Annotated in this window: 29 protein-coding genes; 15 read left to right on the forward strand and 14 right to left on the reverse strand. The window is 69.9% G+C overall.

Features of this window, described 5'->3' with window-relative positions:
• Positions 1–4 precede the first annotated feature (4 nt).
• From PH203_RS00270 to PH203_RS00280, 3 genes are all read right to left on the reverse strand, one after another.
• The gene (locus PH203_RS00270; protein WP_289914692.1) at positions 5–1,480 is read right to left on the reverse strand and encodes an alpha/beta hydrolase; all 1,476 of its coding nucleotides are present in this window, start codon (positions 1,478–1,480) and stop codon (positions 5–7) included.
• Between the two features lie 235 nt (positions 1,481–1,715).
• Positions 1,716–1,991, reverse strand: a complete 276-nt coding sequence (locus tag PH203_RS00275; RefSeq protein WP_289914693.1) for a DUF397 domain-containing protein — start codon at positions 1,989–1,991, stop codon at positions 1,716–1,718.
• Positions 1,973–2,806: a helix-turn-helix transcriptional regulator gene (locus tag PH203_RS00280; protein ID WP_289914696.1), complete on the reverse strand. Its 834-nt coding sequence runs from the start codon at positions 2,804–2,806 to the stop codon at positions 1,973–1,975. Before PH203_RS00280 ends, PH203_RS00275 begins: the two co-directional genes overlap by 19 nt.
• A gap of 114 nt (positions 2,807–2,920) precedes the next feature.
• On the opposite strand from PH203_RS00280, the gene PH203_RS00285 reads away from it, so the two are divergent.
• The 8 genes from PH203_RS00285 to PH203_RS00320 all read left to right on the forward strand — a co-directional run bounded on the left by PH203_RS00285 (position 2,921) and on the right by PH203_RS00320 (position 6,930).
• Complete coding sequence (locus PH203_RS00285; RefSeq protein ID WP_289914698.1) at positions 2,921–3,127, forward strand: hypothetical protein; 207 nt, start codon at positions 2,921–2,923, stop codon at positions 3,125–3,127.
• Positions 3,124–3,339 (forward strand): hypothetical protein, encoded by a 216-nt coding sequence (locus PH203_RS00290; RefSeq protein ID WP_289914700.1) that lies wholly within the window; start codon positions 3,124–3,126, stop codon positions 3,337–3,339. Before PH203_RS00285 ends, PH203_RS00290 begins: the two co-directional genes overlap by 4 nt.
• Before the next feature lie 130 nt (positions 3,340–3,469).
• Positions 3,470–4,003, forward strand: coding sequence for a DUF1266 domain-containing protein (locus PH203_RS00295; protein WP_289914702.1), 534 nt, complete (start codon positions 3,470–3,472; stop codon positions 4,001–4,003).
• A 27-nt stretch (positions 4,004–4,030) separates the two neighbouring features.
• A complete protein-coding gene (locus tag PH203_RS00300; protein WP_289914704.1) occupies positions 4,031–4,180 on the forward strand; it encodes a hypothetical protein in 150 nt (49 codons plus the stop codon).
• Positions 4,177–4,926: a DNA repair protein RecO gene (gene recO / locus PH203_RS00305; RefSeq protein ID WP_289914705.1), complete on the forward strand. Its 750-nt coding sequence runs from the start codon at positions 4,177–4,179 to the stop codon at positions 4,924–4,926. Before PH203_RS00300 ends, recO begins: the two co-directional genes overlap by 4 nt.
• Before the next feature lie 30 nt (positions 4,927–4,956).
• Positions 4,957–5,808 carry an isoprenyl transferase gene (locus tag PH203_RS00310; RefSeq protein WP_289914707.1) on the forward strand — a complete coding sequence of 284 codons (852 nt, stop codon included), beginning with the start codon at positions 4,957–4,959 and terminating at the stop codon, positions 5,806–5,808.
• Between the two features lie 74 nt (positions 5,809–5,882).
• On the forward strand, positions 5,883–6,092 hold the full coding sequence (locus tag PH203_RS00315) for a hypothetical protein (protein ID WP_289914709.1): 210 nt from the start codon (positions 5,883–5,885) through the stop codon (positions 6,090–6,092).
• A 19-nt stretch (positions 6,093–6,111) separates the two neighbouring features.
• Positions 6,112–6,930: a glycosyltransferase gene (locus PH203_RS00320; protein ID WP_289914711.1), complete on the forward strand. Its 819-nt coding sequence runs from the start codon at positions 6,112–6,114 to the stop codon at positions 6,928–6,930.
• Positions 6,931–7,025: 95 nt separating this feature from the next.
• Here PH203_RS00320 and PH203_RS00325 read toward each other — a convergent pair whose 3' ends face one another.
• The 4 genes from PH203_RS00325 to PH203_RS00340 form a co-directional block, all read right to left on the reverse strand.
• On the reverse strand, positions 7,026–7,469 hold the full coding sequence (locus PH203_RS00325) for a transcriptional repressor (RefSeq protein WP_289914713.1): 444 nt from the start codon (positions 7,467–7,469) through the stop codon (positions 7,026–7,028).
• Between the two features lie 61 nt (positions 7,470–7,530).
• Positions 7,531–8,433 (reverse strand): metal ABC transporter permease, encoded by a 903-nt coding sequence (locus PH203_RS00330; RefSeq protein WP_289914715.1) that lies wholly within the window; start codon positions 8,431–8,433, stop codon positions 7,531–7,533.
• Positions 8,433–9,179 carry a metal ABC transporter ATP-binding protein gene (locus PH203_RS00335; RefSeq protein ID WP_289916574.1) on the reverse strand — a complete coding sequence of 249 codons (747 nt, stop codon included), beginning with the start codon at positions 9,177–9,179 and terminating at the stop codon, positions 8,433–8,435. The genes PH203_RS00330 and PH203_RS00335 overlap by 1 nt, the downstream gene beginning before the upstream one ends.
• Before the next feature lie 38 nt (positions 9,180–9,217).
• Complete coding sequence (locus tag PH203_RS00340) at positions 9,218–10,198, reverse strand: zinc ABC transporter substrate-binding protein (protein ID WP_289914716.1); 981 nt, start codon at positions 10,196–10,198, stop codon at positions 9,218–9,220.
• 154 nt (positions 10,199–10,352) lie between these two features.
• On the opposite strand from PH203_RS00340, the gene PH203_RS00345 reads away from it, so the two are divergent.
• From PH203_RS00345 to PH203_RS00365, 5 genes are all read left to right on the forward strand, one after another.
• Entirely contained in the window at positions 10,353–11,735 is a 1,383-nt protein-coding gene (locus tag PH203_RS00345; RefSeq protein ID WP_289914718.1) for a glycine--tRNA ligase, read from the forward strand.
• A 169-nt stretch (positions 11,736–11,904) separates the two neighbouring features.
• Entirely contained in the window at positions 11,905–12,816 is a 912-nt protein-coding gene (locus tag PH203_RS00350; RefSeq protein WP_289914721.1) for a DUF4394 domain-containing protein, read from the forward strand.
• A 139-nt stretch (positions 12,817–12,955) separates the two neighbouring features.
• Positions 12,956–13,567 (forward strand): LysE family translocator, encoded by a 612-nt coding sequence (locus PH203_RS00355; protein WP_289914723.1) that lies wholly within the window; start codon positions 12,956–12,958, stop codon positions 13,565–13,567.
• Between the two features lie 62 nt (positions 13,568–13,629).
• Positions 13,630–14,643: an aldo/keto reductase gene (locus PH203_RS00360; RefSeq protein WP_289914726.1), complete on the forward strand. Its 1,014-nt coding sequence runs from the start codon at positions 13,630–13,632 to the stop codon at positions 14,641–14,643.
• Positions 14,644–14,668: 25 nt separating this feature from the next.
• Positions 14,669–15,256: a TetR family transcriptional regulator gene (locus tag PH203_RS00365; RefSeq protein WP_289914728.1), complete on the forward strand. Its 588-nt coding sequence runs from the start codon at positions 14,669–14,671 to the stop codon at positions 15,254–15,256.
• 30 nt (positions 15,257–15,286) lie between these two features.
• On the opposite strand, the gene PH203_RS00370 is transcribed toward PH203_RS00365, so the two are convergent.
• From PH203_RS00370 to PH203_RS00380, 3 genes are all read right to left on the reverse strand, one after another.
• Complete coding sequence (locus PH203_RS00370) at positions 15,287–15,592, reverse strand: barstar family protein (RefSeq protein WP_289914730.1); 306 nt, start codon at positions 15,590–15,592, stop codon at positions 15,287–15,289.
• 10 nt (positions 15,593–15,602) lie between these two features.
• Positions 15,603–15,809, reverse strand: a complete 207-nt coding sequence (locus PH203_RS00375; protein WP_289916576.1) for a hypothetical protein — start codon at positions 15,807–15,809, stop codon at positions 15,603–15,605.
• 91 nt (positions 15,810–15,900) lie between these two features.
• Positions 15,901–17,331, reverse strand: coding sequence for an MFS transporter (locus tag PH203_RS00380; RefSeq protein WP_289914733.1), 1,431 nt, complete (start codon positions 17,329–17,331; stop codon positions 15,901–15,903).
• 101 nt (positions 17,332–17,432) lie between these two features.
• On the opposite strand from PH203_RS00380, the gene PH203_RS00385 reads away from it, so the two are divergent.
• The gene (locus PH203_RS00385; protein ID WP_289914735.1) at positions 17,433–18,314 is read left to right on the forward strand and encodes a helix-turn-helix transcriptional regulator; all 882 of its coding nucleotides are present in this window, start codon (positions 17,433–17,435) and stop codon (positions 18,312–18,314) included.
• A gap of 45 nt (positions 18,315–18,359) precedes the next feature.
• Here the strand turns inward: PH203_RS00385 and PH203_RS00390 are convergent, their stop codons facing one another.
• Positions 18,360–19,805: an MFS transporter gene (locus PH203_RS00390; RefSeq protein ID WP_289914737.1), complete on the reverse strand. Its 1,446-nt coding sequence runs from the start codon at positions 19,803–19,805 to the stop codon at positions 18,360–18,362.
• A 97-nt stretch (positions 19,806–19,902) separates the two neighbouring features.
• Between PH203_RS00390 and dusB the strand changes: the two genes are divergently transcribed.
• Entirely contained in the window at positions 19,903–21,045 is a 1,143-nt protein-coding gene (dusB, locus tag PH203_RS00395; protein ID WP_289914739.1) for a tRNA dihydrouridine synthase DusB, read from the forward strand.
• Between the two features lie 58 nt (positions 21,046–21,103).
• Here dusB and PH203_RS00400 read toward each other — a convergent pair whose 3' ends face one another.
• The 3 genes from PH203_RS00400 to PH203_RS00410 all read right to left on the reverse strand — a co-directional run bounded on the left by PH203_RS00400 (position 21,104) and on the right by PH203_RS00410 (position 24,735).
• Complete coding sequence (locus tag PH203_RS00400; RefSeq protein ID WP_289914740.1) at positions 21,104–22,195, reverse strand: serine hydrolase domain-containing protein; 1,092 nt, start codon at positions 22,193–22,195, stop codon at positions 21,104–21,106.
• Positions 22,196–22,229: 34 nt separating this feature from the next.
• Positions 22,230–22,904: a DUF4097 family beta strand repeat-containing protein gene (locus PH203_RS00405; RefSeq protein WP_289914742.1), complete on the reverse strand. Its 675-nt coding sequence runs from the start codon at positions 22,902–22,904 to the stop codon at positions 22,230–22,232.
• 214 nt (positions 22,905–23,118) lie between these two features.
• Entirely contained in the window at positions 23,119–24,735 is a 1,617-nt protein-coding gene (locus PH203_RS00410) for a CDP-alcohol phosphatidyltransferase (protein ID WP_289914746.1), read from the reverse strand.
• Positions 24,736–24,777 lie beyond the last annotated feature (42 nt).

The following is a 24,777-nucleotide window of genomic DNA, read 5'->3' on the forward strand; positions in this document are numbered from 1 at the left end:
GGCGTCAGCGGCAGTAGGTGTCGACGGCGGGGCGCTCACCCGTGGCGAGAAACCTCGACACGGTCTCGTCCCCGCATGCGTTGCCGTTGCGGAGATAGGACCCATGGCCTGTGGCGTCCACAGTGACCATGACAGCACGCCGACCGAGGGCCGCGCGGAGCTTCAGGGCGCCGCTCACGGGGGTGGCGACGTCCCGTTCGTTCTGCACGAGCAGGATGTTCGACGGCCCTCGGTCGGTGACCCGTACCGGCGGCTCCTGCGGAGCGTAGGGCCAGGCGGCGCAGAGCATCGCGTTGCGCGGCATGCCGGCGGTGAGCGGGTACTTGGCCCGGCTCTCGGCGACGCCCTTCTCGTACACGGCGGCGTCCTTCGGCCACGCGGCGTCGTTGCAGATGGTGGCGGCGCCGACCGCGGCCCCGTTCTGGAGGACGGCCTCCGGCGGCGCGGCGGGTGCGGTCGGCACCGTGCCCTGCTGCGCCGACAGCATCAACTTGGCCAGGGTCGGGTAGTTGTCGGTGTCGTAGAGGCTGTCCAGCATGGTCTGGCGCAGCACATTCCCGTTCAGTTCCGCCGGGTTGGCGCCGGGCCAGGGGATCGGTTCGCGGTCGAGGCGGGCGGCGAGACGGAGGAAGAGCCCGCGCACCTCGGCGGGCGTGGCGGCCACGCGGTCCGGATTGCCGGACGCGGAGGCCCACTTGGCGAACTCGGGGAAGTTGTCCTCGACGCCGACCTCGTACACCTGGAGCCATGCGCGCTCCGCACGGACCGGGTCCGGGTTGTCGTTGCTGTCCAGCACGAAGCGGTCGGTGCGCCGCGGGAACATCTCGGCGTAGGCGGCGCCGACATACGTGCCGTACGAGACGCCCCACGCCGACACCCTGCGCTCGCCGAGCGCGACCCGCAGCCGGTCGAGGTCACGGGCGTTGTTCTTGGTGCTGATGTGCCGGATCAGTTCACCGCCGTTGCGCGCGCAGGCGTCCGACATGCGCTGGGCGGTCGCCATGTTCTCGGCGACGGAGCCGTCCGGGGTGGGCCAGGGGCGCGATCTGGTGGGAGCGAGGTCGGCGTGCTCCAGGCCGCAGCTGACCGAGGTGGACGGGGCGAGCCCGCGCGGTGCGAACCCGATCAGGTCGTAGGCGTCCCGTACCTCCTGCGGCAGCTTCTGCCCTTTCCCCGACGGGTCGTTGAGGCTGGTCCCGCCGGGCCCGCCGGGGATGAGGAACAGCGCCCCACGCCGAGCGCCCGGGTTCTCGCTCGGAATCCGGGAGACGGCGATCTCGATCTTCCGGCCGCCGGGGTCGGCGTAATCCATGGGGACTTCGAGGGTGGCGCACTGCTGACGGGGGTCGAGAGCGGAGCCGGCGCACTGCTTCCAGTCCAGGGCCGGCTCGGCGGCCGTCGCGGTGAGGGGCGTGAGGGCGCCGAGGACGATGCCGGAGGCGGCGGCGATCAGGGCGAGGCGTTTCGTGGTCGGCTTCATGGGAACGAGCCTCGCGGATCTTCGACGCGGACCCCATCCGGTCAACTGCCCTGTAGAACCGGGGGTTTACCCCCGCCCCACGGGGGTGCGGGCCGTGTTGATCAACTGGGCGAGGGCGGGGAAGCCGTCGAGGGCATCGACTACGCCGCGCAGACCTGTCAATTACCGGCCTGCTTCAGCCGTTCTGCCACCAGGTCGCCCTCGGCGCGCTGTGGCGTGTCGTGCCGGGCCGCCCCTAACCGAGCGTCTGCCCCCGCACGAACGCGCCCCAGGCCGCCGCACCGACCACGAGGACGGGCCCGTCCACAACCTTGCTGTCCCGGACGGGCACGACACCGGGGAAGCCGTCGGCGACCTCGACGCAGCTGCCGCCTTCGCCATTGCTGTAACTGCTCTTGCGCCAGCGGGCGGCGCCGGGGAAGTCGTACGCGGCCTCGACGCAGTCGCCGCCCTCGCCGTTGCTGTAACTGCTCTTGCGCCAGCTGGCGTTGCTCAGGTCGTACTCGCGCATCGTCTGAAGTCCTCCGCCGCCGACTCGACCAGGGTCAGGGACGCCTCCGGCGACAGTGCGGCGACCCTGAGCAGATCGTATGCGCGCTGCGCTCGCTTCACCACAGCCGGATCGTCGACCAACGTCCCCGAAAACGACGTCTCTGTATAGGCGACCGGCGGGGCATCGTCGAACTCCATTAGCTGCAACATCCCCGCCATTGACGCGAATGCCCCGGCCGCGTACGGGATCACCGTCACGCACGCCGTGCGTTCCCGCATCAGCCTCGCGACGCACTCCAGTTGCTCGGCCATCGCGGCCGGGCCGCCGACCGGGATGCGGAGGACGTTCTCGTGCAGCACTACCCAATACTCGGGCCTTGTAGCGTCCTTGAGGATGTGCGCCCGTTCCAGGCGACCCGTAACCTTCTCCTCGACGTACTCGTCCGTGACAAACGGGTTGGCCGCGATGGTGACTGCCCTTGCGTACGCCGCCGTCTGCAACAGACCCGGCGCCACAGAGGGCGCGAACTCACAGATCCTGGTTGCCAGCCGCTCCAGCTCGACGACCTCCGCGAAGTAATCCGCGTACCGCCTGTCATCGATCAGCTTCCTGCACAACCGCTCGAAAATACCGTCGGTTTGCAGTGCCTCATCAATCCGCTGGGCGATATCCAGCTGAGGTTTTCGAATCGCCTGCTCGAACTGCCCGATATAAGCGCCCGACACAAAGACGAGTGCCCCCAGTTCCACCTGGGTGATTCCGGCATCCTCGCGGCGCCTCTTCAGCTCCGCTCCGAAGAACTCCCAGACCGCCTGCCGCGAACCGTTGGCCATGGCCAACCCCCTTGTGCTGCCCGGTATTTGTAGAGCACAGACTCCTGCCGAGTGTAGAGGCCGAGCGACACACTGGAGAGGAAAAGCGTGAAACCCGCATAGGAGGGGAGTCAGGTGACGGCACACCATTCGGCGCTCTGTGTCGAAGAAGCGGAGGCAGCAGTGAAGGAATTGCGGGAAGTGTTGGAGAGGGCAGGAATTACCCTCCCGACACTCCGGATCGATCCGGCGAGTCTTGCGAGGGAAGCCCCGTGCCCGCTCATCGAATTGGGCCGCTGTTCCGTCGAAGCCGCGCAGCGACTCGCGGCGGTGCTGCGATGAAGTTGCCCGTCGGGTCCTACGTCGTGGACACCCGCACCGGAAGGATCGGCATCGTCATGGGACATGAAGGACCGTACGTACAACTCAGACCGTACGGAGGGGGAAAGGAGTGGGACGCGGCCCCGGACACCGTCCGCCGGGCCACCCCCGCCGAGCGGCTCAGCGCGGCGACGGCGTATGCGAACGCCCGCAGCCGGGGCGAGGTGCCTTGACGCCGGTGTCGTAGGGTGCGGGCGCATGGGCCTGTGGAACATACGGAGATGGACACAGCGGAAGCCGTGGCAGAGGGCGGAGAAGGCCACGAACCGCTGTCCCGTCGCGCTCACCACCCACCAACTCTGGATGGTGTCCCTCAGCGCCCCCGTCAGCCGGGACCGCGACGCCTTGCGGACCACCCTCTACCCGTTCACGCGGATCGACGACGACCGCGCCCGCCGCTGGCTGGCCGAGCAGTGGGAGATCACCTCGCGGGACGGGCTGGCCGCCCGGCTCGACGAACTGGCCGGCAGCGGGTACCGGGCGCGGGCCCAGCAGGTCCTCGGGGTCTCGCCGCTCGCCTGGGACGCGGCGCTGTACGTCGACATCTCGCGGCGCGGGTTCGCCTGCGGGCTGATCAGCGAGGGCGAGGCGTGGACCGCGCTGAAGAACATCGTGCCGGCGGTGGTGTCGGCGTACGCCTCCTGGGAGGAGTACGCCGATCACTATCTGCTGGGGCGGAAGGTGTGGCGGGACCGGCTCACCGGTACATCGGACGAACCCGCCCCGCAGGCCACCGCCGACGCCCATCTCCGCGCCCTCCTCGACCCCGCCAACCGGGCCAGTCCGTGGAACCTCGCCCCCTGGAGCACCATCAGCCACCCGGACCGCGCACGCTGACCCCCGCGCGTACGGGAGAATGAAGCCATGACTCTGTTCCGCGACCACGGCATCGTGCTGCGCACCCGGAAGCCGGGTGCGGCGGACCGGATCATGCTGTGCCCGGCAGGGGGACACCGCCTTGAGCCCAGGCCGGAGAGCCCGGAGCGTCCGGAGAGCCCGGGGGGTGCGCGATGAGTCTCTTCCGGGACGACGGCGTCGTCCTGCGCACCCAGAAGCTGGGTGAGGCGGACCGGATCATCACCATGCTCACCCGCGGCCACGGCCGGGTACGGGCCGTGGCCCGTGGGGTCCGGCGGACCAAGTCCAAGTTCGGGGCGCGGCTCGAACCCTTCTCCCATGTCGACGTGCAGTTCTTCGCGCGCGGCAGCGAGCTGATCGGGCGCGGGCTGCCGCTGTGCACCCAGAGCGAGACCATCGCGGCGTACGGCAGCGGGATCGTCAGCGACTATGCGCGGTACACCGCCGGGACGGCCATGCTGGAGACGGCCGAGCGGTTCACCGATCATGAAGGGGAGCCCGCCGTGCAGCAGTATCTGCTGCTCGTCGGCGCACTGCGGACGCTCTCCCGGGGTGAGCACGCCCCGCACCTCGTGCTGGACGCCTTCCTGCTGCGCTCCCTCGCCGTCAACGGCTACGCCCCGAGCTTCAGCGACTGCGCGAAGTGCGGACTGCCCGGGCCGAACCGGTTCTTCTCGGTCGGCTCCGGAGGCTCCGTCTGCGTGGACTGCCGGGTGCCGGGGAGCGTCGTACCCTCGCCGCAGACCCTGGAACTCCTCGGCGCGCTGCTTACGGGAGACTGGGAGACGGCGGACGCGAGCGAGCCGCGGTACGTCCGGGAGGGCAGCGGGCTGGTGTCCGCCTACCTGCACTGGCATCTGGAGCGCGGGCTCCGCTCGCTGCGGTACGTAGAGAAGACGTAGAGAAGCAAGCCTCAAGGAGACGAGAAGCACATGGTCGTACGCGGGATCCTGGGTCGGCAGCGCCGGGAGTACAAGGCGCCGGAGCCGCACCCGTCCGGCGCCCGCGCGCCGAAGCTGCCCGGTGAGCTCGTCCCCAAGCATGTGGCGATCGTCATGGACGGCAACGGGCGGTGGGCGAAGGAGCGCGGGCTGCCGCGCACCGAGGGTCACAAGGTCGGCGCCGAGCGGGTGCTCGATGTGCTGCAGGGCGCGGTCGAGATCGGTGTGGGCGCGATCTCGCTGTACGCCTTCTCCACCGAGAACTGGAAGCGCTCGCCCGACGAGGTCCGCTTCCTGATGAACTTCAACCGCGACTTCATCCGCAAGACCCGCGACCAGCTCGACGAGCTCGGCATCCGGGTCCGCTGGGTGGGCCGCATGCCCAAGCTGTGGAAGTCGGTCGCCAAGGAGCTCCAGGTCGCCCAGGAGCAGACCAAGGACAACGACAAGCTCACCCTGTACTTCTGCATGAACTACGGCGGCCGCGCCGAGATCGCCGACGCGGCGAAGGCGCTCGCGGAGGATGTGGCGGCGGGGCGCCTCGACCCGTCGAAGGTGACGGAGAAGACCCTCGCCAAGTACCTGTACTACCCGGACATGCCGGACGTGGACCTCTTCCTGCGGCCCAGCGGCGAGCAGCGCACCTCCAACTACCTGATCTGGCAGAGCGCGTACGCCGAGATGGTCTTCCAGGACGTGCTGTGGCCGGACTTCGACCGCCGTGACCTGTGGCGGGCCTGTGTCGAGTTCGCCTCCCGGGACCGCCGTTTCGGCGGGGCCATCCCGAACGAGGAACTTTTGGCCATGGAAGGAAGCATCGGCGGCTCGCAGGCCACCTCGTAGCCTTCGCCCGTTCACCCGGGCCGCCGACGCTGCGGGAGATCACCACCTGGTCTCCCGCTCTGAAACGGCCCTCCATGAGACGCCTCTCCGCCGCCCTCGCCCTCAGCGCCCTCGCCCTGGTCCTCACCGTGCCGCCCGCCCACGCCCACGCTGACGCCGGCTCGGGCACGGGTTACGGCACCCACCTGGCGCACCGCGACAGCTACGGAACAAAGCGTACGCACATGCGATTTATGATCACGGACGACCGAATGATCTCAGTGCCGAGATCGTGGACCGCATGAGCTCAACGGGGGTTCCCGCTTGTTCACGTTCGTGATTCCCGCACACGACGAAGAGGCCACGGTGGCCACGATCGTCGGGCAGGCCATGGCGGCCGCACAGCCCGGCGATCGCGTGCTCGTCGTGGACAGCGGCTCGACCGACGCCACCGCGCGGCGGGCCCGCGAGGCCGGTGCGGAGGTGCTCCACGGTCCGCTCGGCAAGGGCGCGGCGATGCAGCTGGCGGTGTCTGAGGTGGACACCGAGTGGGTCTGCTTCCTCGACGCCGACCTGGTGAAGTCCGAGGACAACGTTGCCGCGCTGCTCCGCGCGGCCGCGGCCGGGGGTACGGCGGACCATGTGGTCGGCGACTACGAGTACGACCACCCGGGCACCGTCCTGGCCTCCACGTTCACCATCTACGAGCCGCTGACCGCGCGGTTCTTCCCGGAGGTCGGCTTCCACGGCGCGAACGCCCTCACGGGCTACCGTGCCCTGCGCACCCGGCGGTTGCGCGCGGCGCCGCTGCCGTCGGACTTCGGGGTCGAGACCTTCCTCAACATCTCCGTCGCCCTGGCCGGCGGACGGGTGGACGTCTGCCACCTCGGCGTCATCGGCAGCCGCTACCGCTTCCACGGCGGCTCGATGGCCGCCGAGATAGGCACCATGATCCTGAACCTGGCCGAGGCCCGCGGCCGCCTCGATGCGTCCGACCGCCCGGAGTGGGACGAGTGGCTGCGCACCGGCGTCGCCGCCATCGCCTCGAACACGGCCGACCAGGGCCGCTCGGCGATGCTGCACCGCCTGTTCAGCACGGTCCGCCGACCGATGCCGGCAACCTCCAGCCCGTCCCGCGTCTGAGGGCGAGACCCTCGGGCCGAAGAGGGTCGGGCCGAAGAGGGTCGGGGGCACCGCCCCAGGGCCGCCCGCCCGCACCGGCCCGCACGGCGAACGGCTCAGCCCGCGGAGTGCCCCGCGGAGTGCCCCGCGGAGTGCCCCGCGCAGTCCGCGCACGTGCCGAAGATCTCCACCGTGTGCGCCACATTGACGTACCCGTGCTCCGCCGCGATCGCCTCGGCCCACTTCTCCACCGCGGGCCCCTCCACCTCGACCGCCTTGCCGCAGACGCGGCACACCAGATGGTGGTGGTGGTCGCCGGTGGAGCAGCGGCGGTAGACGGACTCGCCGTCGGAGGTGCGCAGCACGTCGACCTCGCCGGCGTCGGCGAGGGACTGCAGGGTGCGGTAGACCGTGGTGAGGCCGACGGAGTCGCCCTTGTGCTTGAGCATGTCGTGAAGTTCCTGCGCGCTGCGGAACTCGTCGACCTCGTCGAGCGCCGCCGCCACGGCGGCCCGCTGCCGGGTCGCGCGGCCCTTCACGGGCGGTCCAGCGGTCGTCACCGTTGCCTCCTACTGACGTCTGCGGCTGCCGGGCCATTGTGCCAGCCCGGCCTGGGCGCAGTCAGACGCCGACCTTTCCGGTTCCCTCCCGGCTGGCCGGAATCGTGCACTCCGCGGGGTCCCCGCCGGGCTGCGCGGCGGCCGCCTGACGTGCCCTGCGCCGGGCCAGCGGGGCCGCCAGCACGGTCAGCGTGATGAACGCGCCGATGGTCAGCAGCACGATCGTCGCGCCGGGCGGAACGTCCTGGTAGTACGAGGTCACCGTGCCGCCGATCGTCACCGCCACGCCGATGGCCACGGCGATCGCGAAGGTCGCCGCGAAACTCCGGCTGAGCTGCTGCGCCGCCGCAACGGGCACCACCATCAGCGCCGACACCAGCAGCAGGCCCACGACCCGCATGGCCACCGTCACCGTCACCGCCGCCGTGATCGCCGTCAGCAGGTTCAGCGCGCGCACCGGCAGGCCCGTGACCCGCGCGAACTCCTCGTCCTGGCTGACCGCGAAGAGCTGCCGGCGCAGACCGATGGTGACCAGCACCACGAACGCCGCGAGCAGACAGATCGCGGTCACGTCCTCCTGAGACACCGTCGACAGCGACCCGAACAGGTACGAGGTCAGGTTCGCGTTGGAGCCCGTCGGCGCGAGGTTGATGAACATCACGCCGCCGGCCATGCCGCCGTAGAAGAGCATGGCGAGGGCGATGTCGCCGCGGGTCTTGCCGTACCAGCGGATCAGCTCCATGAGGACCGCGCCGAGGATGGAGACGAAGGTCGCCATCCACACCGGGGACCAGGAGAGCAGGAAGCCGAGGCCGACGCCGGTCATCGCGACGTGGCCGATGCCGTCGCCCATGAGGGCCTGGCGGCGCTGGACCAGGTAGATGCCGATCGCGGGGGCCGTGATGCCGACGAGGACGGCGGCGAGCAGGGCCCGCTGCATGAAGGCGTAGTTCAGGAATTCCATCAGCTCAGCAGTCCCGTCCGGATCGGTTCGGCGTCGTGAGCCGCGTGCGGGTGGACATGGTCGTGGCCGGGCAGCGCGTGCTGGCCGACGGCCTTCGGGGGCGGGCCGTCGTGCAGGACGCAGCCGTCGCGGAGCACGACCGCCCGGTCGATCAGGGGCTCCAGCGGGCCGAGTTCATGGAGGACCAGCAGCACGGTCGTACCCTGCGCCACCTGCTCGCGCAGCGTCCGGGCCAGCACCTCCTGGCTCGCCAGGTCGACGCCCGCCATCGGCTCGTCCATGATCAGCAGTTCGGGGGCGGAGGCCAGGGCGCGGGCTATGAGGACGCGCTGGTGCTGGCCGCCGGAGAGGGCGTTGACGGAGTCCTTGGCGCGGTCCGCCATGCCGACCAGCTCCAGGGCGTGGTGTACGGCCTCGTGGTCGGCCTTGCGCAGCATGCCGAAGCGGGCCCGGGACAGGCGGCCCGAGGAGACGACCTCGGTGACGGTGGCGGGCACGCCGCCCGCGGCGGTCGTGCGCTGCGGGACGTATCCCACGCGCCGCCAGTCACGGAAGCGGCGGCGCGGGGTGCCGAACAGCTCGATCTCGCCGGCCGCGACGGGCACCTGGCCGATGACGCTGCGCACGGCCGTCGACTTGCCGGAGCCGTTGGCGCCGAGCAGCGCGACGACCTCACCGCGGTGCACGGTGAGGTCGATGCCACGGAGGACGGGCCGTGAGCCCAGGTCGGCGCGGACCCCGCGCATCGATATGACGGGCTCGCTCACGAGGGCCTCCACAGTGCTCACTTGGCGCCTAGAGCCTTCTGCAGCGCCGCGAGGTTGGACTCCATGACCTGGAAGTAGTCGTCGCCCTTGGACTTGTCGGTGATGCCTTCGAGCGGGTCGAGGACGTCCGTCTTCAGTCCCGCGTCCGAGGCGAGGGTCTTCGCGGTCTTGTCGGACACCAGTGTCTCGTAGAACACGGTGGTCACACCGTCGGCCTTGGCCTCGGTCTGGAGCTCCTTGATGCGGGCCGGGCTGGGCTCGCTCTCCGGGTCGAGGCCGGAGATGGCCTCCTGGGTGAGGCCGTAGCGCTCGGCGAGGTAGCCGAAGGCGGCGTGGTTGGTGAAGAAGACCTTGGTGTCGGTGTTCTTCAGCCCGTCCTCGAACGACGTGTTGAGGCCGTCGAGCTTCTTCGTCAGCGCGGCGGCGTTCTTCCTGTAGTCGGCCGCGTGGTCCGGGTCGGCCTTCTCGAAGGCCTTGGCGACGCCCTCGGCGACCTCGCGGTACTTGACCGGGTCGAGCCAGATGTGGGGGTCGAGGGCGTGCTCCTCCTCCTCGGACTCCTCGGCGGCCGCTTCGCCCTCGTGCTCGTGCTCGGCGGAGCCGTGGTCCTCCAGCTTGGTCAGCGAGGCCGCGTCGATCTTGTTCTCGACCCCGGACTGGGAGACGGCCTCGTCGACGGCCGGCTGGAGCGACTTCAGATAGAGCACCGCGTCCGCCTCGCCCAGCTCGGCGGTCTGCTTGGTGCTGAGCTCCAGGTCGTGCGGCTCCTGACCGGGCTCGGTGAGGGTGGTGACGTTCACATGCTCCCCGCCGATCTGCTCGGCGAGGTACTGCATCGGGTAGAAGGACGCGACGACATCGAACTTGTCCGTGTTGCCGGCCGCGGCGCTGTCGGTCGAGCAGGCGGACAGGGTCCCGAGACCGAGAGCGGTGGCAGCGGCGATCGCGATCCGGGTCATCCGGGAGGCCCGGGGTATGTGGTGTCGTCGTACGTTCATGACACTCATTTTCAACAAATATGGAAACCGTTGTCAACAAACCGTGGTAGAAGGCCCGCGGGAGGTCCGCAGACCGAACCGATTTGATTGAGGGGCAGGCCCCGCCGGTAACCTGAAGCATTCGCTCGCCCACCGTCGTAATGAAGAGAGCACCGTGGCCGCCGACAAGATCGACACCATCGTCAGCCTGAGCAAGCGCCGTGGCTTCGTTTTCCCCTGTAGCGAGATCTACGGCGGCCAGAAGGCCGCCTGGGACTACGGACCGCTGGGTGTCGAGCTCAAGGAGAACCTCAAGCGCCAGTGGTGGCGCTACATGGTGACGTCGCGCGAGGACGTGGTCGGTCTCGACTCGTCCGTCATCCTGGCCCCCGAGGTCTGGGTGGCCTCCGGTCACGTCGCCACCTTCTCGGACCCGCTGACCGAGTGCACCTCCTGCCACAAGCGCTACCGCGCCGACCACCTGGAGGAGGCGTACGAGGAGAAGAAGGGCCGCCTCCCCGAGAACGGCCTCGCCGACATCAACTGCCCCAACTGCGGCACCAAGGGCCAGTTCACCGAGCCCAAGCAGTTCTCGGGTCTGCTCTCCACGCACCTCGGCCCCACCCAGGACTCCGGCTCCGTCGCCTACCTGCGCCCCGAGACCGCCCAGGGCATCTTCACCAACTTCGCCCTGGTGCAGACCGCTTCGCGCAAGAAGCCGCCGTTCGGCATCGCGCAGATGGGCAAGTCCTTCCGCAACGAGATCACGCCCGGCAACTTCATCTTCCGCACCCGCGAGTTCGAGCAGATGGAGATGGAGTTCTTCGTCAAGCCGGGCGAGGACGAGAAGTGGCAGGAGTACTGGATGCAGGAGCGGTGGAACTGGTACACCGGCCTGGGTATGCGTGAAGAGAACATGCGCTGGTACGAGCACCCGCAGGAGAAGCTCTCCCACTACTCCAAGCGCACCGCCGACATCGAGTACCGCTTCCAGTTCGGCGGCAGCGAGTGGGGCGAGCTGGAGGGTGTCGCCAACCGCACCGACTACGACCTCAGCGCGCACTCCAAGGCCTCCGGCCAGGACCTCCAGTACTTCGACCAGGAGGCCGGCGAGCGCTACACCCCGTACGTCATCGAGCCCGCCGCCGGTGTCGGCCGCTCCCTGCTGGCGTTCCTGCTCGACGCCTACACCGAGGACGAGGCGCCCAACGCCAAGGGCAAGATGGAGAAGCGCACGGTGCTCCGCCTGGACCACCGTCTCGCCCCGGTGAAGGTCGCGGTGCTCCCGCTCTCCCGCAACGCCGACCTCTCCCCGAAGGCCAAGGGCCTCGCCCAGGCGCTGCGCCAGCACTGGAACATCGAGTTCGACGACGCGGGCGCCATCGGCCGCCGCTACCGCCGCCAGGACGAGATCGGTACGCCGTTCTGCGTCACGGTCGACTTCGACACGCTGGAGGACAACGCGGTCACCGTCCGCGAGCGTGACTCGATGAAGCAGGAGCGCGTCTCCCTCGACCAGATCGAGGGCTACCTCGCCAGCCGCCTGATCGGCGCCTGAGCCCGCCGGGGCGACCCGCTCCGGAACCCAGGCTCAAAGACCCCGGTTTCGTTACGGACGTAACAGACGTAACGGAACCGGGGTTTCGCCCATCCAGGACGCAAACGGCTCCGAAGGGGAGGACATGCGCGGCCCACAGGGGGCCACGCGGTCTCTCACGGGGGCATCCATGCGCAAGCAAGCAGTCATCGGTGCGGCCACACTGGCCCTGGCCATCGGCGCGGTCGGCTATGTGGCGGCGGACGACCGGGACGGCTCGGCGTCCGGCATCTCCGCCCAGTCCGGCACCTCGGCCGGGCTCCCCGGCGCCGCGAACGGCAGCCTCAAGGCGATCGGCCTCACCGACGGACAGCGTCTCGTCAGCTTCCGCGTCGACCGGCCCGACCGCCCCCTCCCGCTCGGCAAGGTGCGGGGCCTCACCGGCGACAGCAGTCTGATCGGCATCGACTACCGCGTCCAGAACGGCAAGTTGTACGGCGTCGGCGACAAGGGCGGCATCTACACGATCCGCGAGATCGGCGCCAAGGCCACCAAGGTCTCCCAGCTCACCGTCGCCCTCCAGGGCAAGAACTTCGGCGTCGACTTCAACCCGGCCGCCAACCGGCTCCGGGTCATCAGCGACACCGGCCAGAACCTCCGCCACAACATCGACGACCCGGCCGGCGCCCCCGCCGCGGGCACGACCGCGACCGACGGCACCCTGACCAACCCGCCGGTCCCGCCCGCGACGACCGGTGCGACGGCGACGGGCGTCACGGGGGCGGCGTACACGAACAACGACCTCGACGCCGCCACCGCGACCACCCTGTTCGACCTCGACACCGCGCAGGACCGGGTCTCGGTGCAGTCCCCGGCCAACGCGGGGAACCTCGCGCCGACCGGGCAGCTGGGGGCCGACGTGCCGGGCAACTCCGGGTTCGACATCTACAGTTCGCCGAACACCGGGACCAACTCCGCCTACGCGGTGACCGGTTCGCGGGCCTTCCGGGTCGATCTGCTGAGCGGCCGGGCCACCGCCACCGGGTCCTTCCCGAACGGGTGGCAGGTGGTCGACCTGGCGATCCCGCTGAAGCAGGGCTGAGCGCAGGGCTGAGGGTCGGGCTGAGGATCGGGCTGAGCGCAGGACCGCGCGCGGGGGCGAGTGCGGGGGCCGAGTGGTCCTCGTAGCGGCTGCTCGATTGGTCCTGTGACCGGGGCGGCGGCCGCGGCAGGGTGACGGCATGAGTCTCGCGTTTCTGCTGACCACCCTGGTCGTGGTCGCCACTCCCGGTACCGGTGTCGTCTACACCCTCGCGGCGGGGCTGTCGCGGGGGCGGCGGGCGAGTGTCGTCGCGGCCTTCGGCTGCACCCTCGGGATCGTGCCGCACATGGTGGCGGCGATCACCGGGGTGGCGGCGCTGCTGCACACGAGCGCGACGGCGTTCCAGGTGCTGAAGTACGCCGGCGTCGCCTATCTGCTGTGGATGGCGTGGGCGACGATCCGGGACCGGGAGGCCGTCGCGGTCGAGGGGAACGCCGCTCCGGTCTCCGCGGGGCGGGTCGTCGTCCGGGCGGTGCTGATCAATGTCCTCAACCCGAAGCTGACGATCTTCTTCTTCGCGTTCCTGCCGCAGTTCGTGCCGGCGGAGGAGCCGGGCGCGCTGGTCCGGATGCTCGTGCTGAGCGGGGTGTTCATGCTGGCCACCTTTGTGGTGTTCGCCGCGTACGGGGTGCTCGCGGCGTCGGTCCGCCGTCATGTGATCGGGCGGCCGAAGGTGATGGCCTGGCTCCGGCGGAGTTTCGCGGGGTCGTTCGTCCTGCTCGGGGTGAAGCTCGCGACCACGAACGGGTGACCGTCATGGATGACAGCTGACAGATATTGAAATCTGTCAGCTGTTATGTCAAGGTGAAAGGCATGACGACACAGACACCTCGCTCCCTCGGAACCACCGGCCCCCGCGTCTTCCCCCTCGGTCTCGGCTGCATGGGGATGTCCGGGGCGTACGGCGAGTCGGACCGCGCCGAGTCCGTCGCCACCATCCACGCCGCCCTGGAGGCCGGCGTGACCCTGCTGGACACGGGCGACTTCTACGGCATGGGTCACAACGAACTGCTGATCCAGGAGGCCCTGCGCACCGCCCCGCCGGCCCTCCGGGAGAACGCGCTGACCAGCGTGAAGTTCGGCGCCCTGCGCGGCCCGGACGGCGATTGGTTCGGCTTCGACGGCCGCCCGGCCGCCGTGAAGAACTTCGCCGCGTACTCGTTGCAGCGCCTGGGCGTCGACCACATCGACGTCTTCCGCCCCGCCCGCCTCGACCCGCATGTGCCGATCGAGGAGACCGTCGGCGCGATGGCGGAGCTCGTCGAGAAGGGCTACGTCCGGCACATCGGGCTCAGCGAGGTCGGCGCGGAGACCATCCGCCGGGCCGCCGCCACCGCCCCCATCGCCGACCTCCAGATCGAGTACGCACTCATCTCCCGCGGCCCCGAGCAGGAGATCCTGCCCACCCTGCGCGAACTGGGCATCGCCGTCACCGCGTACGGGGTGCTCTCCCGCGGACTGATATCCGGCCATGTCACGCCCGGCCGGGACTACCCGGCGAACGACTTCCGCGCCCACTCACCCCGCTTCCAGGGCGACAACCTCCAGCACAACCTCACGCTGGTCGAGTCCCTGCGCAAGATCGCCGAGCAGAAGGGCGGCTCCGTCGCGCAGATCGCCATCGCCTGGGTGCTGTCGCGCGGTGAGGACATCGTGCCGCTGATCGGCGCCCGCACCCGCGAGCGTCTCGGCGAGGCCCTGGGCGCGCTCGACGTGACGCTGGACGCGGCCGACCTCGACGCCATCGAGGCCGCCGTACCGGCGGACGCGGCGGCCGGGGAGCGCTACGCCCCCGCACAGATGGCCATGCTCGACAGCGAACGCTGATCGCCGTGCCAGGTACCGTCTAGGCATGCCTGCCACCAGCGAGACCCTGACCGCCGAGCGCATCCTCGAGGCCACCGAGGAGGTGCTGCGTCGCTACGGCCCGGCGAAGGCCACCGTGGTGGACGTGGCCCGCGCGCTCGGCGTCAGCCATGGCAGCGTCTACCGGCACTTCCGCACCAAGGCGGTGCTCCGGGAGGCGGTGACCAAGCGGTGGCTGGACCGGACCACCGAGGAGCTGGCGGAGATCGCCGCGGCGGCCGACCGTGACCCGGAGGCCCGGCTGCGCGACTGGCTCACGGCCCTCTTCGAGGCCAAGCGCCGCAAGGCGGGCGAGGATCCGGAGCTCTTCGCCACGTACTCGGTCCTGGCCGCCGAGTCCGGCGAAACGGTCCAATGGCACCTCGCCGACCTGACCGGCCAGCTGACCGACATCCTCCGCGCGGGCGCCGACGCGGGCACCTTCACCGCCGAGGCGCCGCTCACGGCCAACGCCGTCTTCCAGGCGACGGCCCACTTCCACGACCCCGGCTACGCCCACGAGTGGAACCTCCCCGGCGCACAGACCGACTTGGAGGCGGTGGTGGAGCTTCTGGTGCGGGGGCTGCGGGCCTGAGCCGTCAGGCTGGGCCGTTGAGCCGGACCGTCAGGTCATCGGGTGCACGATCAGCCGGGACTGCTTGCCGGCGAAGGCCCTGCGCAACTCCCTCGCCTCGATGTTGTTCTGGGCGAAGATGCCGCGCTTGTCGACGTGGAAGACGATGAGGTCGTAGGAGTCGATCGTCTCCACGATCCCACCGTTCTGGAGGGTGTCCGCCAACGCGTAGGTGTTGCGGACGAACCAGTCGGGCAGGCCGCAGGGTTCGGTGATGGCGTCGAAGAAGTCGTCCAGGGTGTCGATCGGGCGGCCCCGCAGATCGACGACCAGTTCCCTGAGCTCCCTCTTCGGCATGGACGGCAGGTTAGCCCTCCCTGGGGTCCACCGTCGCCTGGTGCTCCTCCGCCAGATGCTCCTCCGCCTTGAGCCACGGCAGGAACTGCGCGGGCTTGCGCCAGCCGCAGGTCTCGCATCTGATCGTGCGCTGCGGGCCCTTGCGCTGCACTTGGACGACATGCTCGCGCCCGTGCTGGTCCCAGCGGCTCACCTTGCTCGTGCCGGTCTGCTGCACCATGTGCCTCGCCTCCGGCTAGGAGTGTGCAGCAAGACCAACATCAACAGCAGGATCTTCACGGCAAGTTCGCCGAGGATCCCGAACCGCCTCAGCCGATCGTCCGGGGCAGGCGCAGGCTCAGCAGTCCCGTCAGGGCCACGCCCGCCAGCTGGACGAGGAGGGTCGTCACCAGGGCGTCGCGCATGCCCAACTCCGGGGTCAAGGACAGGAAAAGGGTGCCGAGAGTGGCCACGCCCAGGGCGAGGGCGGACTGTTGGGTGGTGACCATGACTCCGCTGCCCACGCCCGCCCGCGCGGTCGGTATCTCGGAGAGCACGATCCGGAAGACGACCGGGAGTTGGAGAGCCTGACCCGCGCCCGCGATCGCCGCTCCGGGCAACAGCTCCACCAGACCGAGGTCCGGCCAGGAGCGCCAGGCCGCCAGCGTCATCAGGCCCACGCCCACCGCCTGGATCACGGCACCGGCGGTCACCACACGCGTGCCGTACTTCGCGACCAGCCGCGGACCGGCGAGCGAGACGAAGAAGAACACCACGGCCATCGGCGCGAGGGTGAGCCCCGCCTGGACCGGGCCGAGCCCGGCACCGCGCTGGAGCGCCACCGCGATCACGAACATGAAGCCGCTGAACCCGATGGAGAACGGCACGATCATCACCAGCCCGCGCCGCAGCGACACCAGCCGGAACAGACTCGGCGGCACCAGCGGCGTACGGCCCTGCCGGTCCGCCCTGCGCTCCACCGCGTAGAACGCGGCCGCCGCGAAGGGGGACGCCGCCAGCGACAGCCACGTCCAGAGCGGCCAGCCCGCCGACCGGCCCTCGGTGAGCGGCGCGAGCAGGGTGAGGAGGGACACGGCCAGCAGGACCGTGCCGGGGCCGTCCACCGGCTCCGGGTTCTGCGAGCGGGTCTCCGGCACGGCACGGGAGGCGAGGACCAGGCCGAGGACGACCACCGGGACGTTCACGAGGAACACCGAGCGCCAGCCGGTGCCCGCGATGTCCGCGGCCACCAGGACCCCGCCGAGGATCTGGCCCGCGACCATGGAGAGTCCGGCGGTGGCGCCGTACAGGCCCATCGCCCTGGCCCGTCGCCGGCCCGAGGTCGCCGCCTGGATCGTGGCGAGGACCTGCGGCAGCATCGCCGCGGAGGCCGCGCCCTGGGCGACCCGGGCCGCGACCAGCGTCCATGCGGTGGGCGCGAGTCCGCAGGCCAGCGAGGTCAGGCCGAAGGCCGCCATACCGCCGAGGAAGAGCCGGCGGCGGCCGAAGAGATCGCCGAGCCGGCCACCGAGGACGAGCAGCACGGCGTACGCCAGCCCGTAGCCGGAGACGACGAGTTCGAGGACCGACTCGCTCGCCGCGAGGTCCCGGCCGATGGTGGGCAGGGCGACGTTCACGATGAAGAAGTCGATCAGGGGGAGGGCCGCGCCGAGCAGCACGGTGAAGAGTCCGAGGCCGCCGAGCACGGGTGGCGCGCTCGCGGTGCGGACCTGGCGTGGGGTGGTGGTTTCGGTGGTCACGGAGACCAGCCTCCGCTTTCCCTGAGACTGGTACCAGAGTCTTCTTATCCTGGTAGAAGCAGTACCTGGAAACAGGGTCCGTACGGCGGCACGCTGGAGGCATGACGACCATGGCCCAGGAGACCATCACCGCGGCACCCGGGGCCGGCGAGGCCGATATCCGTCGGCATGAACTCGCCGCCTTCCTGCGCCACCGCCGCGAGCACATCACCCCCGAGCAGGTCGGCCTGCCCCGCGGCCGTCGGCGCCGTACGCCCGGACTGCGGCGCGAGGAGGTCGCGCATCTCTCCGCGGTCGGCGTCACCTGGTACACCTGGCTGGAGCAGGCCCGCGACATCCAGGTCTCCGTGCAGGTCCTGGACGCCCTCGCCCGCACCCTGCTCCTCGATCCGAGCGAGCGGGCCTTCCTCTTCCAGCTCGCCGGGGCGGCGGACCCGACACCGGCCACCGTCTGCCCGTCGATCACACCGGCCATGCGCCAGGTGCTCGACCAGATGGAACCGATCCCGGCCTGTGTGCAGAACAGCCGCTACGACATCCTCGCCTACAACCGCACCTACGGCCTGCTGCTCTGCGACCTGGAGGCGGTGCCGCCCGAGGACCGCAACTGCATGGTCCTCTGCTTCACCAACGAGGAGTGGGCCCGCTCGATCGTCCACCTGGAGGAGACCCGCCGCCTCATGGCCGCCCGCCTGCGCGCCTCCATGCCGGGCCATCTCGCCGAGCCCGCCTGGAAGATGCTGCTGAAGCGGCTGAGCACGGAGTCCCCGGAGTTCCGCGAGACCTGGGAGCGGCACGAGGTGGTCGCCGCCCGCAGCAAGCGCAAGGAGTTCGACAACAAGTACGTGGGCCGACTGAGTCTCGACCACACGGACCTGTGGCTCGGCCCGGACCTGGGGCCGCGCATGGTCACGTACGCCCCTGCGGACGAGGAGTCCAGGAGGCGTCTGGAGCGGCTGCAGGAGATCGCGCGGGCACGCTGACCCACCCAGGGCGCGACCGGCCACAACGCCCCCGCACCCGCCGAACTACGCGCTGACCCCCGCCGCTTCGCGCACCTCAACCGTCTCCAGCCGCTCGGCGGTCCGCTGAGCGGTCCGACGAGCCCAGGCCCCGCTCGTCACCGCCCCCAGCACCAGCACCGCAAGCCCGCACCCGGCGATGATCCACCACGCGGGCATCGCGGCGGACACGAACTCCGTCCTGTACGACGCCGCCCCCACCCCGGCGACCAGCACCGCACCGACCACGGCGACTCCGAGCGTCTGCCCGAGCTGCCGGCTGGTGGAGGCGACCGCCGCCGCGACTCCCGCCTGGGCCCGCGGCATCCCGGACACCGCCGTGTTGGTGATCGGCGCGTTCACGAACCCGAAGCCGATGCCGAACAGCACATAGCCGATCAGCAGCGTGACATCGGACGTCTCCGCGTCGAACGCCGCGAACAGCACCCCGCTCGCCGTCATCGCCACCCCGGCGATCACCAGCGGCAGCCGCGGGCCGTGGCTGCCGACCAGCCGCCCGGACAGTGGCGCGCACAGGAACGTGGGGGCGGCCATCGGCAGCATCCACAGCCCCGCGTGCAGTGCGTCCAGCCCCCGTACGTTCTGCAGATACAGCGTCGACAGGAACAGGAACCCGCCCAGCGCGGCGAACGCGCTGACCGCTATCACGGTCGCCCCGCTGAACGGCGCCGACCGGAAGAACCGCAGATCGATCAGTGGTTCGGCCCGCCGGGGCTCGTACCCGAGCAGCCCCGCCAGCGCGGCCACGGCGATCACCGCGAAGGGCAGAACTGCGGTGAAGCCGGAGTTGGGCGCCTCGATGATCGCGTACGTCAGGGAGCCGAACAGCGCGATCACCAGCACCTGTCCGACGGGGTCGACCCGGCGGGGCTTGGGCGCCCGGGACTCGGGGACGTACCGCAGGGTGAGCAGGAGGGCGGCGAGGCCGACCGGCAGGTTGATCCAGAAGATCGAGCGCCAGCCGACGGAGTCCACGAGCAGTCCGCCCACCAGTGGCCCGGCGGCCATGGATATGCCCACGACGGCACCCCACACCCCGATCGCCCGGGCCCGCTCGCGCGGGTCCGTGAAGGTGTTGGTGATGATCGACATGGCGACCGGGTTGAGCATCGAGCCGCCCACCGCCTGCACCATGCGGAACGCGACCAGCGCGTCCAGGTTCGGGGCGAGGGAGCACAGCACCGAGCCGATCGTGAAGATCACCAGCCCCGCGGCGAAGACCCGCTTGCGGCCGATCCGGTCGGCGGTGGAGCCGGCCAGCATCAGCAGGGACGCCAGTACGAGCGTGTAGGCGTCGATGGTCCACTGCAGCCCCGACGTGGTGGCGTCGAGGTCGCGCTGCATGGACGGCAGGGCGACGTTGAGGACGGTGTTGTCGAGGCTCACGATCAGCAGGCTCATGCAGCAGATCGCGAGGACGAGGAGCCGTCGACGGTGGCTGAGCTCAGGCATGCGTTCCAGCGTACGCCGATGTTGATAGTGCGTCTAACTAATGACCGATACATGATCTTCGGGCCGGGCACTGGTCGCCGTACGCGACAATGGGGGAATGTCCACGACCGCCACGCCCTTGCAGATCGGCCCGCACACCGTCCTGCCCCCCGTCGTCCTGGCCCCCATGGCCGGGATCACCAACGCGCCCTTCCGCACCCTGTGCAGGGAGTTCAGCGGCGGCAAGGGGCTGTTCGTCAGCGAGATGATCACGACGCGGGCGCTGGTCGAGCGCAACGAGAAGACCATGCAGCTGATCCACTTCGACGCGACCGAGAAGCCGCGCTCGATCCAGCTGTACGGCGTGGACCCGGCGACCGTCGGCAAGGCCGTCCGCATGATCGCGGAGGAGGGCCTCGCCGACCACATCGACCTGAACTTCGGCTGCCCGGTCCCGAAGGTGACCCGCAAGGGCGGCGGCTCGGCGCTGCCGTACAAGCGGAACCTGCTGCGGGCGATCCTGCGCGAGGCGGTCAGCGGGGCCGGGGACCTCCCGGTCACGATGAAGATGCGCAAGGGCATCGACGACGACCACATCACCTACCTCGACGCCGGCCGTATCGCCGTCGAGGAAGGGGTGACGGCGATCGCGCTGCACGGCCGCACCGCCGCCCAGCACTACGGCGGCACCGCCGACTGGGAGGCGATCGCCCGGCTGAAGGAGCACGTCCCGGAGATCCCCGTCCTCGGCAACGGCGACATCTGGTCGGCCGAGGACGCGGTGCGGATGGTCGAGGAGACGGGCTGCGACGGAGTGGTCGTGGGGCGCGGCTGCCTGGGCCGCCCGTGGCTGTTCTCGGACCTGGTCGCGGTCTTCGAGGGGCGCAAGGAGGACATCGTGCGGCCCTCCCTCCGCGAGGTCGCCGACGTCATGGTCCGGCACGCCACGCTCCTCGGTGAGTGGATCGGCGACGAGGCGCGCGGTGTCATCGACTTCCGCAAGCACGTGGCCTGGTACCTCAAGGGCTTCGCGGTCGGCTCCGAGATGCGCAAGCGCCTGGCCATCACGTCCTCGCTGGAGGAACTCCGGTCCGGCCTCGACGAGTTGGACCTCGACCAGCCCTGGCCGGAGGGCGCCGACGGCCCCCGCGGCCGTACGTCGGGCAACAACCGGGTGGTGCTGCCCGACGGTTGGCTCAAGGATCCGTACGACTGCGCGGGGATCAGTGAGGACGCGGAGCTGGACACGTCCGGCGGCTGAGCCGTCCGGGGTCGTGCGGTCGTTCTCCTTTTCCCCCTTTCCTCCCTGTCCTCTCCGTTCACCCGTTGCAGAACACCGCGTTGACCAGGTTCTTCGTCGCGTTCTGGAAGGGCACCGCCAGGGACGAGGCGGCGTCGTCCACGTAGTTCAGCGTGGCGGTCAGGGTGGTTTCGCCGTCGGGCGTGCTGTACATCAGCGCCGCGTGGCCCGCGAAGCCGCCGTTGTGGGTGATGACGATGCCGCCGCACTCGGTGTCCTGGACGAACAGCCCCAGTCCGTAACCCGCCTTGGGGTGCGGCTTGCCCATCTCGGCCAGGAGCGGGGCGGGCAGGAGCTTGCCGCGCAGGAGTGCGGAGAGGAAGGTGTGCAGGTCCCGGGTGGTCGAGATCATGTCGCCCGCGCTGGAGACCCACGACGGGTTCAGCTGGGTGACGTCGACCGTCTTCTCCACCCCGGCGTCCTCGTACCGGTAGTAGCCGTGGGCGTGCGGTTCGGGGATGTTCGGCTGCGTGGTCGGTGACAGGGTGCCCTTGAGTCCCAGCGGCCGCAGGATCCGCCGGTGCAACTCCTCCGGGACCCGGCGGCCGGTGACCTTCTCGATCAGCAGCCTGAGGATCACGTAGTTGGTGTTGGAGTAGCTCCAGTCCGTTCCCGGTTCGAACCGTGCCGGTCTGGCCAGCGCGAACTGCACGAGTTCCTCCGGGCGGTAGGTCTTGAACCGGAGGTCCACCCACTCCTTGCCCTTGACGGGGATCCCCGGCGCGGACGTCCCGTCGTCGTAGTACTCGCCGGTGAAGTTGAAGACCCCGCTGGTGTGCTGGAGCAGCATCCGTAGCGTGATCCGCCGGTCGAACCCGAACTCGGGCAGTAGGCCGGCCACGGGGTCGTCCAGCTTGAATCTGCCCTCGGAGACCAGCTGCAGCACCATGGTCGAGATGAAGGGCTTGGTGTTGCTGACGATCCGGACATGACCATTGACCGGCGGCTTGGCGCTCTTGCCCAGCTCACCCACCCCGGCGCTGCCGACCCAGTGGCCCCGTTCGTCGTGCACCCGCAACGTCACCCCGGTGAAACCGGAAGCGACGATCTCCTCGATGACCTTCTGCAGCTCCGGGCGACCTTCGTCGTGGTTGTTGTGGGTCAAGGACATGGCTGCGCGCTCCTTCCGGGTTGCGTGTGCGGGCTCAGAGGCTGCGGGCGGTGATGTCGCCGTAGGCGGTGGTGGCGTGGATGTCGAGCCGGGCGGCGGAACCCTCGCTGTTCTTGAGCGAGTTGTGGGTGCGGCCGTGGCTGGTGCCGGCGTCGAGGGTGGCGGCGGTGCCGGGGGCGGCGTCGACGGTGATGTTGCCCTGTTCGGTGCGGAGGGTGAGGGTGCCGCGCACGCCCTCGGTGACGGTCAGGTCGCCTTTGTGGGTGGTGAGTTCGGCGTCGCCGTCGAGGCGGCCGAGGGTGATGTCTCCGGCCTGCAGGGTGAGGCGGGCGCCGGCGGTCTCGTCGAGGTGGACGGTGCCTTGGGCGCCTTCGAAGACGACGTCGCCGAGGCGGCCCTTGCTCTGGAGGGTGCCGCTGGCGGTCTTGGCCTGGATGCGGGAGCCGGCGGGCAGTTGCACGGTGACCGCGACGGTGCCGGAGTCGCCCAGCAGGCGGTTCTTGGCGGCCGGGGCGGAGATGCGCAGGACGCCGTCGGCGTGGTGGGTGACCTCGATCTGCTCGGCGGCCTTGACGTCGCGGCTCTTGGCGGCGTCGGCGGGGAGGACCTCGACGGTGGTGTCGGTGCGGTCGGAGGCGATGAGGCGGATGTCCGCGGCGGCGAGGTCGAGGTGGGCGGAGATGGCGGCGGGGGTGTCGAACTTCTGCATGTCGGTTTCCTTCGAATCGTTGTTTCTGATGAAGGAAACGCTACGTTGCATTTATGGATCCAGCAACAGTGTTGCCGTCAATTACTCTTGTTTCCGCAGGTAGATGGCGAGAAATCGTTGCAATGGCCCCGAATCTAATGCAACAACCCTCGACTGTTCGTTGCAATGAATTGAAGGTGAACGTCTTTCGGTCGAGGCATTCGGTGCGCTGCCTTCAATCCTTCGACGGATGTGGTGTCGAACCGTACGCCGTCAGGAAGCGGTCGCGGAAGGAGTCCATCTTCCAGACCGGGGCGTCAGGGGCCGGCTTCAGGCCGTCGGTCCAGTTCCAGCCGGCGATCCTGTCCAGCACCTTCGGATCCTTGGCCACGAGGGAGACCGGGACGTCACGGCTGGCCTTGTCACCGCTCACGCGGGCGATGGGCTGATGGTCGCCGAGGAAGACGAGCACGGTGTCGTCGGTGCCGTACCGCTCCAGCCACTGGGTCAGGGCGGTCACCGAGTACTGGATCGACTTGCCGTACTCCTCGCGGGACTTGGCGGAGTCGGTGACGACGTCGGCGGGCTTCTTGCCGGCCTTCTGGATCGCGTCGAAGACCGACCCGTCGCCCAGCTGGTCCCAGCCCACCAGCTTCGGGATCGGCGCCCAGGGCTGGTGGCTGGAGGTCAGGATGACCTCCGACATCAGCGGCTTGTCCCGCTTCTTGCCGTGCACGAGCCGCTGGAAGGCCTCCAGCGCGTACTGGTCGGGCATGGTGGACCAGCTGAACTTCGGCCCCTGGTAGCCGAGTTGGAAGGCGTTGTAGACCTTGTCGAGCCCGTAGTACTTCGCCTCCGGCCAGCCCTTCTGGATACCCGGCATCACCCCGACGGTGTCCCACGCCCCGGTCTTCTGGAACGCCTTGGTGAGCGTCAGATGGTCCCCGGAGGTCACCGTGCGATACCGCTGCTGGTTGTCGATCCACAGCCCGGACAGAAACGTCGAGTGCCCGAGCCAGCTGCTGCCCCCGTACGTGGCCGAGGTCAGCCACCCGCTCTTGGCACGGAACCCGGCCTTCTCCAGCGCCTCGGTCCGCGCGTCCAGCGTCGCGTCCACCCCCGGCGCCATGATCGGGTCCTCCACCGCACTGCGGCCGTAGCTCTCGATGAACGTGAAGATCACGTCCTTGCCCCGCAGATCCGGCACCAGCTGACTGCCCGGAGTCGCCCCGAACGTGTCGGACTTGGCCTCCTTCGCGAACGCCGCCTCGTCCCGCACGGTGTCCGCCACCCGCCGCGCCTGCATCTTGAGCGCGTCGGCGGCCCGGTCGGAGGCGATCGGCATCCCCGCGATCTCCAGCGAGAGCGCGTAACAGACGATCCACGCCATGGCCGCGATCAGCGTGCCCCGCGCGGCGACCGCCCGGTGCGACGCGAGCAGGTTGCTCAGCCGGACCATGGCCAGCGCCATGACCCCGATCAGCAGCAGCACGAGCACCACGGCCCCGACGGCCGCCAGCACCGCGAACGTCCCGCCCATCGAGTCCGCGACATACGCCTGGGCGTCGTCCAGCAACTCCCAGTCGAGTACGAGATTGAACCCCCGCCCCAGATACTCCCGGAACCCCATGTCGAGCACGTTCAGCATGGTCAGTACCCCGAGCCCCACCCCGGCCACGACGGCCGCGACCAGCCGGGGCCGCCGAGGCAGCCACAACGCCACGGCCGCCCCGAGGACGGCCTCCACGGGGATACGCGTGAACCTGTTCGGCTTCAGCGCCCAGAGGGCGTTGGGCAGCAACAGGGCGCCGACGACGAGGAGCGCGGCGAGCCCGGTGACGGTCCAGCGCACAAAGGGCCGACGGCGGGCAGGCGGTGCCTCCGGAGCCGCATC

The sequence above is a fragment of the Streptomyces sp. S.PB5 genome (genome assembly GCF_030403745.1).
In the GTDB taxonomy this organism is placed as follows: Bacteria; Actinomycetota; Actinomycetes; order Streptomycetales; family Streptomycetaceae; genus Streptomyces.

Excerpts from the sequence above, each read along its gene's own strand:
- PH203_RS00270 (WP_289914692.1), bottom strand. The coding sequence starts at position 1,480 with ATGAAGCCGACCACGAAACGCCTCGCCCTGATCGCCGCCGCCTCCGGC.
- PH203_RS00275 (WP_289914693.1), bottom strand. The coding sequence starts at position 1,991 with ATGCGCGAGTACGACCTGAGCAACGCCAGCTGGCGCAAGAGCAGTTAC.
- PH203_RS00280 (WP_289914696.1), bottom strand. The coding sequence starts at position 2,806 with ATGGCCAACGGTTCGCGGCAGGCGGTCTGGGAGTTCTTCGGAGCGGAG.
- PH203_RS00290 (WP_289914700.1), top strand. The coding sequence starts at position 3,124 with ATGAAGTTGCCCGTCGGGTCCTACGTCGTGGACACCCGCACCGGAAGG.
- PH203_RS00295 (WP_289914702.1), top strand. The coding sequence starts at position 3,470 with ATGGTGTCCCTCAGCGCCCCCGTCAGCCGGGACCGCGACGCCTTGCGG.
- PH203_RS00300 (WP_289914704.1), top strand. The coding sequence starts at position 4,031 with ATGACTCTGTTCCGCGACCACGGCATCGTGCTGCGCACCCGGAAGCCG.
- recO (WP_289914705.1), top strand. The coding sequence starts at position 4,177 with ATGAGTCTCTTCCGGGACGACGGCGTCGTCCTGCGCACCCAGAAGCTG.
- PH203_RS00310 (WP_289914707.1), top strand. The coding sequence starts at position 4,957 with ATGGTCGTACGCGGGATCCTGGGTCGGCAGCGCCGGGAGTACAAGGCG.
- PH203_RS00315 (WP_289914709.1), top strand. The coding sequence starts at position 5,883 with ATGAGACGCCTCTCCGCCGCCCTCGCCCTCAGCGCCCTCGCCCTGGTC.
- PH203_RS00330 (WP_289914715.1), bottom strand. The coding sequence starts at position 8,433 with ATGGAATTCCTGAACTACGCCTTCATGCAGCGGGCCCTGCTCGCCGCC.
- PH203_RS00335 (WP_289916574.1), bottom strand. The coding sequence starts at position 9,179 with ATGCGCGGGGTCCGCGCCGACCTGGGCTCACGGCCCGTCCTCCGTGGC.
- PH203_RS00340 (WP_289914716.1), bottom strand. The coding sequence starts at position 10,198 with ATGAACGTACGACGACACCACATACCCCGGGCCTCCCGGATGACCCGG.
- PH203_RS00350 (WP_289914721.1), top strand. The coding sequence starts at position 11,905 with ATGCGCAAGCAAGCAGTCATCGGTGCGGCCACACTGGCCCTGGCCATC.
- PH203_RS00355 (WP_289914723.1), top strand. The coding sequence starts at position 12,956 with ATGAGTCTCGCGTTTCTGCTGACCACCCTGGTCGTGGTCGCCACTCCC.
- PH203_RS00360 (WP_289914726.1), top strand. The coding sequence starts at position 13,630 with ATGACGACACAGACACCTCGCTCCCTCGGAACCACCGGCCCCCGCGTC.
- PH203_RS00365 (WP_289914728.1), top strand. The coding sequence starts at position 14,669 with ATGCCTGCCACCAGCGAGACCCTGACCGCCGAGCGCATCCTCGAGGCC.
- PH203_RS00370 (WP_289914730.1), bottom strand. The coding sequence starts at position 15,592 with ATGCCGAAGAGGGAGCTCAGGGAACTGGTCGTCGATCTGCGGGGCCGC.
- PH203_RS00385 (WP_289914735.1), top strand. The coding sequence starts at position 17,433 with ATGACGACCATGGCCCAGGAGACCATCACCGCGGCACCCGGGGCCGGC.
- PH203_RS00390 (WP_289914737.1), bottom strand. The coding sequence starts at position 19,805 with ATGCCTGAGCTCAGCCACCGTCGACGGCTCCTCGTCCTCGCGATCTGC.
- dusB (WP_289914739.1), top strand. The coding sequence starts at position 19,903 with ATGTCCACGACCGCCACGCCCTTGCAGATCGGCCCGCACACCGTCCTG.
- PH203_RS00400 (WP_289914740.1), bottom strand. The coding sequence starts at position 22,195 with ATGTCCTTGACCCACAACAACCACGACGAAGGTCGCCCGGAGCTGCAG.
- PH203_RS00405 (WP_289914742.1), bottom strand. The coding sequence starts at position 22,904 with ATGCAGAAGTTCGACACCCCCGCCGCCATCTCCGCCCACCTCGACCTC.